General features: G+C 67.2%; 8 protein-coding genes, 3 rRNA genes and 8 pseudogenes. 10 read left to right on the top strand and 9 right to left on the bottom strand.

Features of this window, described 5'->3' with window-relative positions; genetic code table 11:
- Positions 1–113 precede the first annotated feature (113 nt).
- The 9 genes and pseudogenes from G5V59_RS00100 to G5V59_RS35350 all read left to right on the top strand — a co-directional run bounded on the left by G5V59_RS00100 (position 114) and on the right by G5V59_RS35350 (position 6,577).
- On the top strand, positions 114–434 hold the full coding sequence (locus tag G5V59_RS00100; RefSeq protein WP_278255172.1) for a hypothetical protein: 321 nt from the start codon (positions 114–116) through the stop codon (positions 432–434).
- Positions 434–859, top strand: a pseudogene (locus G5V59_RS00095) (PucR family transcriptional regulator); the annotation flags it as partial. The gene G5V59_RS00100 and the pseudogene G5V59_RS00095, both read left to right, overlap by 1 nt.
- A 203-nt stretch (positions 860–1,062) precedes the next feature.
- Positions 1,063–1,173: pseudogene (locus G5V59_RS00090) on the top strand (helix-turn-helix domain-containing protein); the annotation flags it as partial.
- Between the two features lie 268 nt (positions 1,174–1,441).
- Positions 1,442–2,283: pseudogene (locus G5V59_RS00085) on the top strand (ACP S-malonyltransferase); the annotation flags it as partial.
- Positions 2,284–2,332: 49 nt separating this feature from the next.
- A complete protein-coding gene (locus G5V59_RS35355) occupies positions 2,333–2,584 on the top strand; it encodes a biotin/lipoyl-binding protein (RefSeq protein ID WP_341351104.1) in 252 nt (83 codons plus the stop codon).
- Positions 2,581–3,578 (top strand): annotated as a pseudogene (locus G5V59_RS00080) (beta-ketoacyl-ACP synthase III). The gene G5V59_RS35355 and the pseudogene G5V59_RS00080 overlap by 4 nt, the downstream one beginning before the upstream one ends.
- 36 nt (positions 3,579–3,614) lie before the next feature.
- Complete coding sequence (locus tag G5V59_RS00075; protein WP_278255171.1) at positions 3,615–3,860, top strand: acyl carrier protein; 246 nt, start codon at positions 3,615–3,617, stop codon at positions 3,858–3,860.
- A 21-nt stretch (positions 3,861–3,881) separates the two neighbouring features.
- A pseudogene (locus tag G5V59_RS00070) lies at positions 3,882–5,134 on the top strand (beta-ketoacyl-[acyl-carrier-protein] synthase II).
- Positions 5,134–6,577, top strand: a pseudogene (locus tag G5V59_RS35350) (carboxyl transferase domain-containing protein). Before G5V59_RS00070 ends, G5V59_RS35350 begins: the two co-directional pseudogenes overlap by 1 nt.
- 74 nt (positions 6,578–6,651) lie before the next feature.
- On the opposite strand, the pseudogene G5V59_RS00050 reads toward G5V59_RS35350, so the two are convergent.
- From G5V59_RS00050 to G5V59_RS00035, 4 genes and pseudogenes are all read right to left on the bottom strand, one after another.
- Positions 6,652–6,978: pseudogene (locus G5V59_RS00050) on the bottom strand (DUF3145 family protein); the annotation flags it as partial.
- Positions 6,979–7,084: 106 nt separating this feature from the next.
- A pseudogene (locus G5V59_RS00045) lies at positions 7,085–7,153 on the bottom strand (DUF3145 family protein); the annotation flags it as partial.
- 205 nt (positions 7,154–7,358) lie between these two features.
- Positions 7,359–7,811 carry a hypothetical protein gene (locus tag G5V59_RS00040; RefSeq protein ID WP_278255170.1) on the bottom strand — a complete coding sequence of 151 codons (453 nt, stop codon included), beginning with the start codon at positions 7,809–7,811 and terminating at the stop codon, positions 7,359–7,361.
- Positions 7,757–8,158 (bottom strand): hypothetical protein, encoded by a 402-nt coding sequence (locus G5V59_RS00035; protein WP_278255169.1) that lies wholly within the window; start codon positions 8,156–8,158, stop codon positions 7,757–7,759. Before G5V59_RS00035 ends, G5V59_RS00040 begins: the two co-directional genes overlap by 55 nt.
- A gap of 183 nt (positions 8,159–8,341) precedes the next feature.
- Here G5V59_RS00035 and G5V59_RS00030 point away from each other — a divergent pair, with 183 nt between their 5' ends.
- Positions 8,342–8,893: a hypothetical protein gene (locus G5V59_RS00030; RefSeq protein ID WP_278255168.1), complete on the top strand. Its 552-nt coding sequence runs from the start codon at positions 8,342–8,344 to the stop codon at positions 8,891–8,893.
- A gap of 64 nt (positions 8,894–8,957) precedes the next feature.
- Here G5V59_RS00030 and G5V59_RS00025 read toward each other — a convergent pair whose 3' ends face one another.
- The 5 genes from G5V59_RS00025 to G5V59_RS00005 form a co-directional block, all read right to left on the bottom strand.
- A complete protein-coding gene (locus G5V59_RS00025) occupies positions 8,958–9,164 on the bottom strand; it encodes a hypothetical protein (protein ID WP_278255167.1) in 207 nt (68 codons plus the stop codon).
- Positions 9,161–9,451: a hypothetical protein gene (locus G5V59_RS00020; RefSeq protein WP_278255166.1), complete on the bottom strand. Its 291-nt coding sequence runs from the start codon at positions 9,449–9,451 to the stop codon at positions 9,161–9,163. Before G5V59_RS00020 ends, G5V59_RS00025 begins: the two co-directional genes overlap by 4 nt.
- A gap of 514 nt (positions 9,452–9,965) precedes the next feature.
- A 5S ribosomal RNA gene (gene rrf / locus G5V59_RS00015) occupies positions 9,966–10,082 on the bottom strand.
- A 151-nt stretch (positions 10,083–10,233) separates the two neighbouring features.
- Positions 10,234–13,376 (bottom strand): 23S ribosomal RNA (locus G5V59_RS00010).
- A 415-nt stretch (positions 13,377–13,791) separates the two neighbouring features.
- A 16S ribosomal RNA gene (locus tag G5V59_RS00005) occupies positions 13,792–15,324 on the bottom strand.
- The 16S, 23S and 5S rRNA genes sit together here, the layout of an rRNA operon.
- Positions 15,325–15,468: the final 144 nt, after the last annotated feature.

Raw genomic sequence — 15,468 nt, 5'->3', positions numbered from 1 at the left:
CGCGACGGCGCGGTTGCGACAGCACCCGTCCGGATCCCCGGTCCCCGACGGGACCTAGGCTGGGGACATGTCCCCCACCGGCCCGGCTGCCCGGGAGAGCGCCACCCGGCAGCTTGCGCGCCGCGACCGGCTCGCTCAGCACCGCCGCGGTCACCCGGATGGAGGCCGACCTGGCCTGGTTCCGGGAGCTCGGCGCCGAGGAGCGCTCCTGGGTCGGGATGATCGTCCAGGCCGGTGTCCAGGGCTTCGTGGACTGGTTCGCCGACGGCGGCGGCGCGGACCCGGCGGACCAGGAGGTCGTCGTCCAGGTCTTCGGCGCGGCGCCGCGCACGATGGCCGGCGCCGTGGACCTGCACCAGACCGTCGACTTGATCAAGACTCACCATCGACGAGGTCGAGCGCAACGTCCAGCCTGCTCCTCGAGCCCGACGTGATGGCCGAGGTGCACGCCGCCGTGCTGCGCTACGGGCGCGAGGTGGCCTTCGCCACCGCCGAGGTCTACGCCCGTGCCGCGGAGGTCCGCGGTCGCTGGGACGCGCGCCTGGAGGCGCTCGTCGTCGACGCCGTCCTCCGCGCCGAGACCGACGAGTCCGTGCTGTCCCGCGCGAGCGCGGTCGGCTGGGCGGCCCGCGGCGAGGTCGCCGTGGTCGTCGGCACCGCTCCCGCGGAGGCCGCCTGGGCGCAGGCCGGGGTCTTCGACGCCGTACGACGTGCGGCCCAGGAGCGCGGCCTGGACGCCCTCTGCGCCGTCCAGGGCCACCTGCTGGTGGTGATCCTCGGTGGCGTCAACGCCCCCGAGAAGGACGCCGCCGCCCTGCTGGAGGTGTTCGGCGAGGGTGCCGTCGTGGTCGGCCCGGTGGCCGTCGACCTCGCCCACGCGCACGCCTCCGCCCGGGTCGCCCTCGGTGCGCTGCGTGCCGCGGTCGGCTGGCCCGGCGCCCCGCGCCCGGTCTCCGCGCACGACCTGCTCCCCGAGCGGATCCTCGCCGGTGACGCCGAGGCCCGCACGGAGGCCGTCGAGCAGGCTCTACCGCCCGCTCACGGAGGCCCGCGGCGAGTCTCGTGGAGACCCTGGTGGCCTACTTCGCCCACGGGGGTGCCATCGAGTCGACCGCCCGCGCGCTGTTCGTGCACGCCAACACGGTGCGCTACCGGCTTGGGCAGATCGGCGACCTCACCGGGCTCACCCCGTCCGTCCCCCGCGACGCGCTGGTGCTCCAGGCTGGCGCTCGTGCTGGGGCGCCAGTCCGACTAGCCGGCAGCGCGGCGGGAGCCGGTCGCGCTCAGCCCATCCAACTTGTAGGACTCCCACAAAGCCTTGCCGCGAGATTCGTCGGCGCCGGATGCGCGATCGGGTCCGCCCGCCCGGCACTCTGGATCCGTGCTCGTGATCGTGGCCCCCGGACAAGGGGCACAGACCCCCGGATTCCTGTCCCCCTGGCTGGAGGACCCGACCTTCGCCGCCCGGATCGACTGGCTCTCGGCCGTCGCCGGCCTCGACCTGGCGCACTACGGCACGAACGCAGACGAGGCGACCATCCGCGAGACCCAGATCGCGCAGCCGCTGCTCGTGGGCTCCGCGCTGGTGACCACGCTGCAGGCTCTACCCGCACCCGGCGGACGCCTACCGCGGCCTCGGTGCGGTCGCTGGCCACAGCGTCGGCGAGATCACCGCGGCCGTCGGCGCCCGGGTGATCACCGCCGAGCAGGCCATGGTCCTGGTCCGCGAGCGCGGCCGGGCGATGGCCGAGGCCGCCGCGGTGACCCCGACCGGGATGACCGCCATCCTCGGCGGCGACCGCGAGGAGGTGCTGGCCGCGCTCACGCAGCACGGCCTCACCCCTGCCAACGACAACGGCCCCGGCCAGATCGTCGCCGCCGGCACGACCGAGCAGGCTGGCCGCCTTCGCCGAGGCCGCTCCCCAGGGCGCGCGCCTGCGCCCGCTGTCGGTCGCGGGAGCCTTCCACTCCGTGCACATGGCCCCGGCCGTCGACCACGTCGCCTCGTTGGCCCGCTCGGTCTCCACGCACGACCCGCGGACCCGCTTCATCTCCAACACCGACGGCACCGTGGTCCACGACGGCCGCGAGGTGCTGCGGCGCATCGTCGGCCAGATCGCGCGCCCGGTCCGCTGGGACCTGTGCCTGGAGACGATGGCCGACATCGGCATCACGGGCCTGCTGGAGATCCCGCCGGCCGGCACCCTGACCGGCATCGCGAAGCGCTTCTTCCGCGACCGCGGGATGAGCGTGGAGACCTTCGCCCTCAGCACCCCCGACCAGGCTCGACGACGCCCGCGCCTTCTGCGAGCGGCACGGCGAGCCCTCCACGATGGAGTCCAGCCCCACCTGGCGGATGGTCGTCTCCCCCGCCAAGGGCGTCTTCCACCGCTCCGAGGAGGCCGCGGACGCCGACGTGCTCGGCGCCGGGGTCACCATCGGCGACGTCGCCAGCCTGCGCGACCGGATCGCGGTGACCGCGGCCCACGGCGGCCAGGTCGTCGAGTGGCTCGTCGAGGACGGCGACCCGGTCGCCCCCGGCCAGCCCCTGCTACGCCTCTACCCCGAGGTCGTCCCGGCGTGACCACGCTCCAGGTCGAGACCGGCGCACGGTACGCCGCGATCCTCGGCGTCGGCGCGTACCGACCCGCCCGCGTCGTGCCCAACGCCGAGGTCGTGGACGCGATCGACTCCAGCGACGAGTGGATCCAGCAGCGCTCGGGCATCAAGACCCGCCGCTTCGCCGACGACAGCGAGACGGTCGTCTCGATGTCCGTCGCCGCGGCGCGCACCGCGCTGGAGCGGGCCGGGATCGACGCCCAGCAGGTCGACGCAGTGGTCGTCGCCACGGTCAGCCACCTGCTCCAGACCCCCTCCGCCGCGACCGCGATCGCCCACGCGCTGGGCACGAACCAGCCGGCCGCCTTCGACATCTCCGCGGCCTGCGCCGGCTTCTGCCACGGCGTCGCGCTGGCCTCCGACATGGTGCGCGGTGGCAGCGCGCAGCACGTCCTCGTGATCGGCGTGGAGAAGGCTCTCCGACATCACCGACCCGACCGACCGCGGGACGGCGTTCATCTTCGCCGACGGCGCCGGCGCGGTCGTCGTGGGACCATCCGGGACGCCCGGCATCGGCCCGGTCGTGTGGGGCTCCGACGGCGAGCACTACGACCACATCCGCACCCCCGACTGGCGCGAGGTCGTGGCTGCAGGCACCGGCATGCCCTACCTGGCGATGAAGGGCAACGAGGTGTTCCGCTGGGCGTCGTACAGCATGGCGAAGGTGGCCCAGCAGGCCCTCGACCGCGCCGGCGTCAGCGTGGAGGAGCCTCGACTGCTTCGTCCCGCACCAGGCCAACAACCGGATCACGGACGCGATGGCGCGCACCCTCCGGCTCCCCGAGACCGTGAAGATCGCCCGTGACATCGTCGACGCCGGCAACACCTCCGCGGCCTCGATCCCGATGGCCCTCGACCGGATGATCGCCGACGGCGACGCGCGGTCCGGCGACACCGCCCTCCTCATCGCCTTCGGTGCCGGCCTGGCGTACGCCGCCCAGGTCGTCACCGTCCCCTGACCCCTCGAGTTCCCACCAACAACACTGGAGAAGAAGATGAGCACCGAAGAGATCCGCGCCGCCCTCGCCGACATCGTCAACGAGGTCGCCGGCATCCCCGCCGACAGCGTCCAGACTCGACAAGTCGTTCAGCGACGACCGGACGTCGACTCCCTGTCCATGGTCGAGGTCGTGGTCGAGGCCGAGGAGAAGTTCGGCGTCACCATCCCCGACGACCAGGTCAAGAACCTCAAGACCGTCGGCGACGCCGTCGCCTACATCGAGCGCAACCGCGCCGCCTGATCCGGACGGAGACCTTCAGCCATGTCGCGCACCCGTGTCGTCGTCACCGGCCTGGGCACCACCAGCCCGCTCGGTGGCGATGCCGCCAGCACCTGGGAGGGCCTGCTCGCCGGCCGTTCGGGGGTACGTCACCTCGGCGACGTGGCTGAAGGCCTCCCCGTGACCATCGGCGCCCCGGCCGCCGTGGACCCCACAGAGGTCCTCGACCGGGTCGTCGCCCGCCGCCTCGACCGCTCCTCGCAGGCTCGCGCTCGTCGCGGCCCTCGAGGCCTGGGGCGACTCCGGCCTGGACGCCGCGCAGGAGGCCGGGGACCTCGACGGCGAGCGCTTCGGCGTCGCCTTCGCCTCCGGCATCGGCGGCGTGCAGACGCTGCTGTCCAACCACGAGACGCTGCTCGAGAAGGGTCCGCGTCGGGTCTCCCCGATCGCCGTACCCATGCTGATGGCCAACGCCCCGGCCGCCACCATCAGCCTCAAGCTCGGCGCCCGCGGCCCGGTCAACACGCCGGTCTCGGCGTGCGCGTCGGGCAACGAGGCGATCTCGCTGGCCGTCGACCAGATCCGGCTCGGCCGGGTCGACGTCGCGATCGCCGGCGGCACCGAGGCCGCGATCCACCCGCTGCCGATCGCCGCCTTCGCCAACATGATGGCGCTGTCGAAGAACGACGGCGACCCGGCCACCGTCTCCCGTCCCTTCGACACCGGCCGCGACGGCTTCGTGCTCGGTGAGGGCGCGGGCGCCCTGGTCCTGGAGTCGCTGGAGCACGCCCAGGCCCGCGGCGCCCGGATCTATGCCGAGGTGCTCGGCGCCGGCATCACCGCCGACGCCCACGACATCGCCCAGCCCGACCCGGCCGGCCGCGGCGGCGCGCGGGCGATCCGCCTCGCCGTGCAGGACGCCGGGGTCTCCCCCGGCGACATCGCGCACGTCAACGCGCACGCCACGTCCACCCCGCAGGGCGACGTCGCCGAGTCGCTCATGCTGCACGCCGTCCTCGGCGCGCACGCCGGCGAGCCTGGTCGTCTCGGCGACCAAGTCGATGACCGGCCACCTGCTCGGCGGCGCCGGCGCCCTGGAGGCCGTCGCGACGGTGCTCGCGATCCACCACCGCACGGCTCCGCCCACGATCAACCTCGACGAGCAGGACCCGCAGGTCGAGCTCGACGTCGCCACGAAGGTCCGCGACCTGCCGCTCGGCGACATCGCAGCGCTCAACAACTCCTTCGGCTTCGGCGGCGCGAACGTCGCCGTCGTGTTCGGCTCGGTGGGCTGATGACCGCCACCCAGACCACTTCCCCGGCCACCAAGCCGCCGCGCGAGGACGACCCTCGCCACCCGCTCAAGCGGCTCGGTGCCCTCCTCGATCCAGGGTCACTGGAACTCCTCCCTACCGGTGACCCTGACTGCGGGATGATGGCCGCGACCGGCACGGTCGACGGCGCCCGCGTGGTGGCGTTCTGCTCCGACGCGACCGTCATGGGTGGCGCGATGGGCAACGACGGCTGCACGGTCGTCGTCGATGCCTACCACCGCGCTCTCACCGACCGCATCCCGATCATCGGGCTGTGGCACTCCGGTGGGGCGCGTCTCGCCGAGGGCGTGCTCTCCCTGCACGCCGTCGGCCGGATCTTCGAGGTGATGACCGCCGCGTCCGGCGTCATCCCGCAGGTCTCGGTGGTGCTGGGCCCGGCGGCCGGGGGCGCGGCCTACGGGCCGGCGCTGACCGACGTGGTCATCCTCGGCCCGGAGGGCCGGATCTTCGTCACCGGTCCCGAGGTCGTCCGCTCCGTCACCGGCGAGGCCGTCGACATGCTGCGCCTCGGCGGCCCGGAGCCGCACGGGCGTCGTTCCGGCGTCGTGCACATCGTCACCACCACCGAGGACGAGGCGCTCGCCAAGGCCCGGGCCGTCTCGGTGCTCGTCGGCGCGCAGGGCCGGCTGGACGCGGAGGCGGTCGAGGACCGCGACCTCGCCGCGATCCTGCCCGAGTCCCGCAAGCGCGCGTACGACGTGCACCCGCTCGTCGAGGGCATCCTCGACCCGGAGACCGTGGTCGAGTCTGCACGCCGGGTGGGCGCCGAACATCGTCACCGCGCTGGGCCGCCTCGGCGGGCGCAGCGTCGGCGTCGTCGCCAACAACCCGCTGCGTCTCGGCGGCTGCCTGGACTCCCCCTCGGCGGAGAAGGCGTCCCGGTTCGTGCGGATGTGCGACGCCTTCGGCATCCCGCTGCTGGTGGTCGTGGACGTCCCGGGCTACCTGCCCGGCGTCGGCCAGGAGTGGGACGGCGTCGTACGACGCGGGGCGAAGCTTGCTGCACGCCTTCGCCGAGTGCTCGGTGCCCCGGGTCACCCTGGTCACCCGCAAGTCCTACGGCGGTGCCTACATCGCGATGAACTCCCGCTCCCTCGGCGCCACTCGGGTCTTCGCCTGGCCGGGCGCGGAGATCGCGGTGATGGGCCCGCTCGCCGCGGTCCGGATCCTGCACCGGCGCCGCCTCGCCGAGGTCGCTCCCGAGCCTGCGCGACCAGGTGGAGGCCGAGTCTCGCCGCCGAGCACGAGCGGATCGCCGGCGGCGTGGAGCGCGCGGTCGAGATCGGCGTCGTGGACGAGATCGTCAGTCCGGCCGCGACCCGCACCGCGCTCGCGGGGGCACTGCTGGACGAGGTGCACGCCCACGGCGTACGTCGCGGGCAGCACGGCAACATCCCCCTCTGACGACTCTCCGCAGACGCACAGAAGGCCCCGGCGCGATCGCGCCGGGGCCTTCTGCTTCGGGTTCCAGGGGCTGGTCAGACGACCTGGTGCAGCCAGCGCACCGGGGCGCCCTCGCCGGCGTGCCGGAAGGTCTCCAGGCTCGTCGTCCCAGGGCTTGCCGAGCAGGCTTTGTCGATCTCGATCTCCAGGGTCACCTCGCCGAGGGCCGCGCGCACGACGGCGGCCTTGAGCCGGTCCTCGGGGATCATGATGTCCCCGTGGATGCCGGTGACGGCGTGGAAGACGCCGAGGTCGGGGGTGTACGAGAAGCGCGCACCCTCGGTCGCCGGCGTCGGCTCCTCGGTGATCTCGAAGCGCAGGTGGTTCCACCCGCGCAGCGCGGAGGCCATCTCGGCCGCCGCGCCGACCTTGCCCGACCACGAGAACTCGCAGCGGTAGGCTGCCCGACTGTGCGGGCTGCGGCGTCCAGTGAGGGTTCACGGGTACGCCGAGCACGCCGCCCACCGCCCACTCGATGTGAGGGCACAGCGCGGACGGCGCAGAGTGGACGTAGAACACGCCCCTGGTTGCACTCATGCTTCCGGTCACGACAACTCCTCGACTTCTCCCCTACCTCCGACGCGAGATGCGCCTTCCCCAGCGGTCTCCTCGGAGGTGGTTCGTCGTCACGGAGCGGCAGTCACCGTCACCTGAGCGACACTTGTGTGGTTGTCGTGCCCATTGTTACCCATGGGACGGCAGGACACCAGTGGTTACGCGGTGTGTCCTGCGTGACGTCAGCCTAGCGGGCGCCCAGCGCCACCAGGGCGTCCATCACCTGCTGGGCGATGCCGAGCCCACCGAGGTGGCTCTCGCCGTCGATGACGGTCATCGTGGCGTCCGGCAGTCGGTCCACGCAGTGCTGGCCGTGCCGGAAGGGCACGATGTGGTCGTCGTCCCCGTGCCACCACCGCACCGGCACCCGTACCTCGCCCAGGCCGAAACCCCAGTCCCGGGTGAACAGGACCAGGTCCGCGAGCGGCGCCGAGGTCTGGAAGCGGCTCCCGTTGAGCAGGTCGTCGAGGAACATCGCCTTGAACTCCGGGCGCCCGAGCAGGTTCTTGTCGCCCGGCGGCTGCAGCGCGGCGTACAGGTCGAGCGCCGGGCCCGCCAGCGGCCGCACGCTGCGGATGGCACCGGTCAGCGCCACCCCCAGCGGGACCCGGGTCGCCGCGAGCAGCGGAGCGGCGTGCACGGCGAGCCTGGATGATGCCGCCCTCGGCGGCGTCCGGACCGCGGGTCGGGGCGACCCCGCCCAGCACCCCCACGCCCCGCACCCGGTCCGGCAGCGCGGCGCCGGCCGCCAGCGCGTACGGCCCTCCGCCCGACAGCCCGATCACCCGCGGGTCCTCCACGGCCAGGGCATCCAGCAGGAGCCTCCAGGTCGCGGGTCCAGTCCAGCACCTCCGGATACAGGTACGGCGTGGACGAGCCGATCCCCGGGCGGTCGATGCCGATGATCCGCAGGCCGGCCTCCTCGGCGTACCGCCGGGCATCGACCGGGATCTGCCGCCGCGCACCCGGTGTGCCGTGCATCCACACCAGCGCCGGCCCCCGCGGTGAACCGTACTCCGCGAAGGCTCAGCCGCCGGCCGTCGCGCACCGCCACGCTGCCCTCGAGCGTGGGGCGCTTCGGTTGTGCCGGGATCCGGCCCGCCGGGAAACTCATGCACCGGAGTGTGGCAGGTGCCGGGCACCCCGGTCCTGGTGTCCTAAGGTTCGACCATGACCGACCGGGACCGCGCCCTGCGCAAGCCGCCGCTCCCCCGGATCTCGTTGCAGTCGCGCGGGCGGCGCATCGTCATCGCCGTCGCCGCGGTCCTCCTGCTGGTCGGCTGGCTGGTCTGGTACGCCATGACCCCGGAGAAGTCGCCGACCAGCGACAAGACGATCAGCGCCAGTGGTGTGGTCGGCACCCCGCTGTACGTCGGCATGTTCGCCGCCTCCGACGACTTCGGCCGCACCCTGCGGATCTCGGGGGTGAAGGTGCACGCGAGGACGAGCTCCGACCTCCGCGTGACCCCGCTGCTGTGCCGGCGCGGCACCGTCGGCGTCACCACCCAACCGGACCAGTTCTGCGCCGACCTGCTCGACCCGCAGGGCCAACGCCTGGTCGCCGGCGACTCGATCGTGCTCAAGGTGGAGTCCGACGAGCCCGCCGTCGCGGTCATCGACCAGATCCAGATCGCCTACCGCGAGGACATCCGGTGGGACACCCAGCCGGCGGGCGCGGACAAGGCGATCGTCACGATTGCCGGCCGCGACGCCGCCGAGTGAGCCTCAGGAGCGGTCGATCCGCTTCTCCAGCGCCTCCGCCCGCTCCGCCGCGTCGGTGATCTCCTCAGCGTCGATGGCGTTGGTCTTGTGGAACCAGGTCAGGGCGTCGTTCAGCCGGTCCGCCGCCTCGAGGGTGTCGGCGTAGGCGTAGCGCAGGCGCACGACCCACGACTCCCGGCTCTTGCTGTTGAGCGGGGAGACCTCCAGCGTGCGCAGCGCGGCGTCGAGCCTGGCCGAGGTCCCGGCGGGCGCCGGCCTCGACGATGGTCATCTCCGCCTTGGCAGCGGACGGGAAGCCCACGACGGACGGGCTCTTCGCCAGGCTCCAGTGCCCGGGTGGGGTTGCCCAGGGCCCGGTGGCAGTCGGCCATGATCGGCAGGTACGCCGTCGCGCCGTTCATCCGCTTCGCCGCACGCAGGCTCCGCCAGCGCCTCGGCGTAGTGGCCCGCGGCGTAGGCCGCCTCACCGACCGCCTCGCGCACGACCGCGATCCGCGCGGCTCGCGCCTTGGCCGCCAGCGAGTGCTGGTAGGCGATCTCCGGGTCCTCGTCGACCATCTGTCCGGCCGCGGCGAGGTGACGCGCGACCCGGACCGAGAGCCTTCTCCGGCAGACTGCGCAGCCTGGGCGCGCACCTGCGGGCTCGACTCGGCGCCGGTGATCTCGTCGGGCAGCGGCGGGCCGTCGTAGACCGACTGCTCCACGGTGCGCTCCCGCCGCTCCGGCGTGCCGCCGATCCGGCGCTCGGCCGGCTTGCCGCTCCGCCCGCCCGCGGGCTTGCCCCGACCGGTCGGCTTGCGGTCCCCGTCCTTGCGCTCGGACGGCTTGCGATCACGACCGGAACCGCTGCCGCGGGAGGCGCTGTCGCCCCGCGACGCGCTGCTCTTGCGGGGACCACCACCCTGCCGGGGGCCACCCGACCGTCCACCGCTGTCCCGGGATCCGCCGTCGCGACGTCCTCGCTGGTCTGCCATGTCCGTGCACCTGTTCCGTCTGATCGCTATTGAGGTAGAAGTCTGTCTGCAAAACACAGTAGAGGCCACCCGCAAGGGTGGCCTCTACTGGAATGATTGTCCGGCGGCGTCCTACTCTCCCACAGCCTCTCGGTTGCAGTACCATCGGCGCTGGCAGGCTTAACTTCCGGGTTCGGGATGGGACCGGGTGTTTCCCTGCCGCTATGGCCGCCGTAACTCTATGAACCCTTCCACCAAACCCCGGTGGGGGTTGGTGGGGGTTGGTCTTGTAGTGGACGCGCAGTGTGTTGTCCCGTGACAGCATCAAACTGTATCGACCTGGGTCGATGTGTATCGAATCGTTGTTGATGTGTGTTGGGGGTTTGTTGTGGCAAGTCTTCGGCCTATTAGTACCGGTCGGCTGGGCATTGCTGCTGTACACCTCCGGCCTATCAACCCAATAATCTGTTGGGGGCCTTAACCCCACAAAGGGGGTGGGAAACCTCATCTTGAAACGTGCTTCCCGCTTAGATGCGTTCAGCGGTTATCACTTCCGAACGTAGCCAACCAGCCATGCACCTGGCGGTACAACTGGCACACCAGAGGTTCGTCCATCCCGGTCCTCTCGTACTAGGGACAGCCTTTCTCAAGTTTCCTACGCGCGCGGCGGATAGGGACCGAACTGTCTCACGACGTTCTAAACCCAGGCTCGCGTGCCGCTTTAATGGGCGAACAGCCCAACCCTTGGGACCTACTCCAGCCCCAGGATGCGACGAGCCGACATCGAGGTGCCAAACCATCCCGTCGATATGGACTCTTGGGGAAGATCAGCCTGTTATCCCCGGGGTACCTTTTATCCGTTGAGCGACGACCCTTCCACTCGGAGTCGCCGGATCACTAGTTCCGACTTTCGTCCCTGCTCGACATGTCTGTCTCACAGTCAAGGCTCCCTTGTGCACTTACACTCAACACCTGATTGCCAACCAGGCTGAGGGAACCTTTGAGCGCCTCCGTTACATTTTGGGAGGCAACCGCCCCAGTTAAACTACCCATCAGGCACTGTCCCTGAACCAGATCATGGCCCTAGGTTAGACATCTAGTACGACCAGAGTGGTATTTCAACGATGACTCCACAACCACTGGCGTGGCTGCTTCAAAGTCTCCCACCTATCCTACACAAGCCGAACCAAACACCAATGCCAAACTATAGTAAAGGTCCCGGGGTCTTTCCGTCCTGCCGCGCGTAACGAGCATCTTTACTCGTAGTGCAATTTCGCCGAGTCCATGGTTGAGACAGTAGGAAAGTCGTTACTCCATTCGTGCAGGTCGGAACTTACCCGACAAGGAATTTCGCTACCTTAGGATGGTTATAGTTACCACCGCCGTTTACTGGGGCTTAAATTCTGAGCTTCGACTTGCGTCTAACCCGTCCTCTTAACCTTCCAGCACCGGGCAGGAGTCAGTCCGTATACATCGTCTTACAACTTCGCACGGACCTGTGTTTTAGTAAACAGTCGCTTTCCCCTGGTCTCTGCGGCCCTTCACGCTTCCTCAGCAAGTGAGTACACGATCCGGGCCCCCCCTTCTCCCGAAGTTACGGGGGCATTTTGCCGAGTTCCTTAACCATGGTTGTCTCGATCGCCTTGGTATTCTCTACCTGATCACCTGAGTCGGTTTCGGGTACGGGCGGCTCATGGCTCGCTAGAGGTTTTTCTCGACAGCATAGGATCACCCACTTCGGCCCTACGGCCTCGGCATCACATCTCAGACTCACCCACCAAAGGGTTGCAACCCGGATTTGCCTAGGTCACGTCCTACATGCTTACCCGCCGTCTACCATCGCGGCGGTTGGGCTACCTTCCTGTGTCACCCCATCGCTTGCCTACTACCGGGTCGGATCCCACGCTCCACACACACGCCTCACCCCGAAGGGATCGGTCACGTGCGCTTCGGGTGGTTAGCATCACCGGGTTCAGCATGGGCGCCAAGTTGCCGGTACGGGAATATCAACCCGTTGTCCATCGACTACGCCTGTCGGCCTCGCCTTAGGTCCCGACTTACCCAGGGCAGATTAGGCTTGACCCTGGAACCCTTGATCAATCGGCGCACGGGTTTCTCACCCGTGATTCGCTACTCATGCCTGCATTCTCACTCGTGTCACGTCCAGACCTGGATCACTCCGGCCCTTCACCCGTGACACGACGCTCCCCTACCCATCTGCACCCCTGAACCAACATCAAGTGCGGCTTGGGTTAAATGCAAATGCCATGGCTTCGGCGGGCGGCTTGAGCCCCGCTACATTGTCGGCGCGGAATCACTTGACCAGTGAGCCTATTACGCACTCTTTCAAGGGTGGCTGCTTCCAAGCCAACCTCCTGGTTGTCACTGCGACTCCACATCCTTTTCCACTTAGCCGCCTCTTAGGGGCCTTAGCCGATGGTCTGGGCTGTTTCCCTCTCGACTATGAAGCCTTATCCCCCACAGTCTCACTGCCACGCTCTCACTTACCGGCATTCGGAGTTTGGCTAACGTCAGTAACCTGGTCGGGCCCATCGGCTATCCAGTGCTCTACCTCCGGCAAGAAACACGCAACGCTGCACCTAAATGCATTTCGGGGAGAACCAGACTATCACGGAGTTTGATTGGCCTTTCACCCCTATCCACAGGTCATCCCCTCCATTTTCAACTGAAGTGGGTTCGGTCCTCCACGCCGTCTTACCGGCGCTTCAACCTGCCCATGGATAGATCACTCCGCTTCGGGTCTTGATCGTGCGACTCAAACGCCCTATTCAGACTCGCTTTCGCTACGGCTTCCCCACACGGGTTAACCTCGCCACACAACGCAAACTCGCAGGCTCATTCTTCAAAAGGCACGCCATCACCCCCACCCCGAAGGGCATAAGGCTTTGACGGATTGTAGGCACATGGTTTCAGGTACTATTTCACTCCCCGCCAGGGGTACTTTTCACCTTTCCCTCACGGTACTGGTCCGCTATCGGTCATCGAGGAGTATTTAGGCTTAACGGGTGGTCCCGCCAGATTCACACACCATTCCAGGAGTGGCGTGTTACTTGGGAAATGCTGAACACAGCCTCACACTATCGTCTACGGGGCTATCACCCGCTACGGCACCGCTTTCCAACGGACTTCGACCTCGTCTAAGGTTTCTTACTGTGCGCCACCCCGGCAGAGACGGCAACAACACTCCCACAACCCCCCAACTGCAACGCCTGCCGGCTATCACACAACTGAGGTTTAGCCTCATCCGATTTCGCTCGCCACTACTCTCGGAATCACGGTTGTTTTCTCTTCCTGTCGGTACTGAGATGTTTCACTTCCCGACGTTCCCTCCACACACCCTATTTTATTCAGGTGCAGGTAACACGACATGACTCGTGCTGGGTTTCCCCATTCGGACATCCCCGGATCAACGCTCGGTTGCCAACTCCCCAGGGCATATCGCAGGCTCCAACGTCCTTCATCGGCTCTCGATGCCAAGGCATCCACCATGTGCCCTTAACAACTTGCCCACAACAAACCACCAACACACACAAACAACCGAAACTGTCCGCAGCACCAGTGGCCCTCATGGAACAAACCGATTAAGAGAACACACAAAACAATCAATTCGATACGAAACAACACAACACCCACACCAACCCAAAGCAGACTCGACAAACGCCGAACAACTCCGGATCACGCGGGTGTAATGCTCGCGTCCACTATCAAGAAGTCAAACAACCAGAAGCCAACCAGCACCCCCACCCACCAAAGGACGGACGCGTCTGATGCCTCAGACACCCAACAGCGTGCCACACGTTCAGAACCCACCCCACCACCACAAGGCGACAAGACAAGTCTCAGCAAGACGATTGTGTTCCACTAGTGAACACCCCATAACACCAACAGACTCATTCGGCTGCCGGACGCGGGTGTGCTCCTTAGAAAGGAGGTGATCCAGCCGCACCTTCCGGTACGGCTACCTTGTTACGACTTCGTCCCAATCGCCAGCCCCACCTTCGACGGCTCCCCCCACAAGGGTTAGGCCACCGGCTTCGGGTGTTGCCGACTTTCGTGACGTGACGGGCGGTGTGTACAAGGCCCGGGAACGTATTCACCGCAGCGTTGCTGATCTGCGATTACTAGCGACTCCGACTTCATGGGGTCGAGTTGCAGACCCCAATCCGAACTGAGACCGGCTTTTTGGGATTCGCTCCCCCCTCACGGGATCGCAGCCCTTTGTACCGGCCATTGTAGCATGCGTGAAGCCCTGGACATAAGGGGCATGATGACTTGACGTCATCCCCACCTTCCTCCGAGTTGACCCCGGCAGTCTCCCATGAGTCCCCGGCATAATCCGCTGGCAACATGGAACGAGGGTTGCGCTCGTTGCGGGACTTAACCCAACATCTCACGACACGAGCCTGACGACAGCCATGCACCACCTGTACACCAGTATCAAAGAGACCCCCATCTCTGGGGGCTTCCGGTGTATGTCAAACCCAGGTAAGGTTCTTCGCGTTGCATCGAATTAATCCGCATGCTCCGCCGCTTGTGCGGGCCCCCGTCAATTCCTTTGAGTTTTAGCCTTGCGGCCGTACTCCCCAGGCGGGGCGCTTAATGCGTTAGGCTACGGCACGGAACCCATGGAATAGGTCCCACACCTAGCGCCCAACGTTTACGGTGTGGACTACCAGGGTATCTAATCCTGTTCGCTCCCCACACTTTCGCTCCTCAGCGTCAGGTAATGCCCAGAGAACCGCCTTCGCCACCGGTGTTCCTCCTGATATCTGCGCATTTCACCGCTACACCAGGAATTCCATTCTCCCCTGCATACCTCTAGTCTGCCCGTATCGAAAGCAAGCAACCAGTTAAGCCTGGCTGTTTTCACTCCCGACGCGACAAACCGCCTACGAGCCCTTTACGCCCAATAATTCCGGACAACGCTCGGACCCTACGTATTACCGCGGCTGCTGGCACGTAGTTGGCCGGTCCTTCTTCTGTACCTACCGTCACTCCCCAAAAGGTCGCTTCGTCGATACTGAAAGAGGTTTACAACCCGAAGGCCGTCATCCCTCACGCGGCGTTGCTGGATCAGGCTTCCGCCCATTGTCCAATATTCCCCACTGCTGCCTCCCGTAGGAGTCTGGGCCGTGTCTCAGTCCCAGTGTGACCGGTCACCCTCTCAGGCCGGTTACCCGTCAAAGCCTTGGTGAGCCATTACCTCACCAACAAGGCTGATAGGCCGCGAGCACATCCTGCGCCGAAAAACTTTCCACCACCAACCCATGCGGGTAGCAGTCATATCCGGTATTAATCACCGTTTCCGGTGGCTATCCCAGAGCGCAGGGCAGATTACTCACGTGTTACTCACCCGTTCGCCGCTCGAGTACCCCCGAAAGGGCCTTTCCGCTCGACTTGCATGTGTTAAGCACGCCGCCAGCGTTCGTCCTGAGCCAGGATCAAACTCTCCATAAGAAAATCAAAATCCCAACAAACTTCAAACTGCTGACATCTCTGTCCACAGAATCACTTCATTGACAAGCAAACAACCACACGACCAAAGCCGCATGATCGAAAGCACACAAACGTCACAATCGAATCTATGCATGACACACTGTT

The organism is Nocardioides convexus (assembly GCF_011090295.1).
This window is presented reverse-complemented; position numbering and strand designations above follow the sequence as displayed.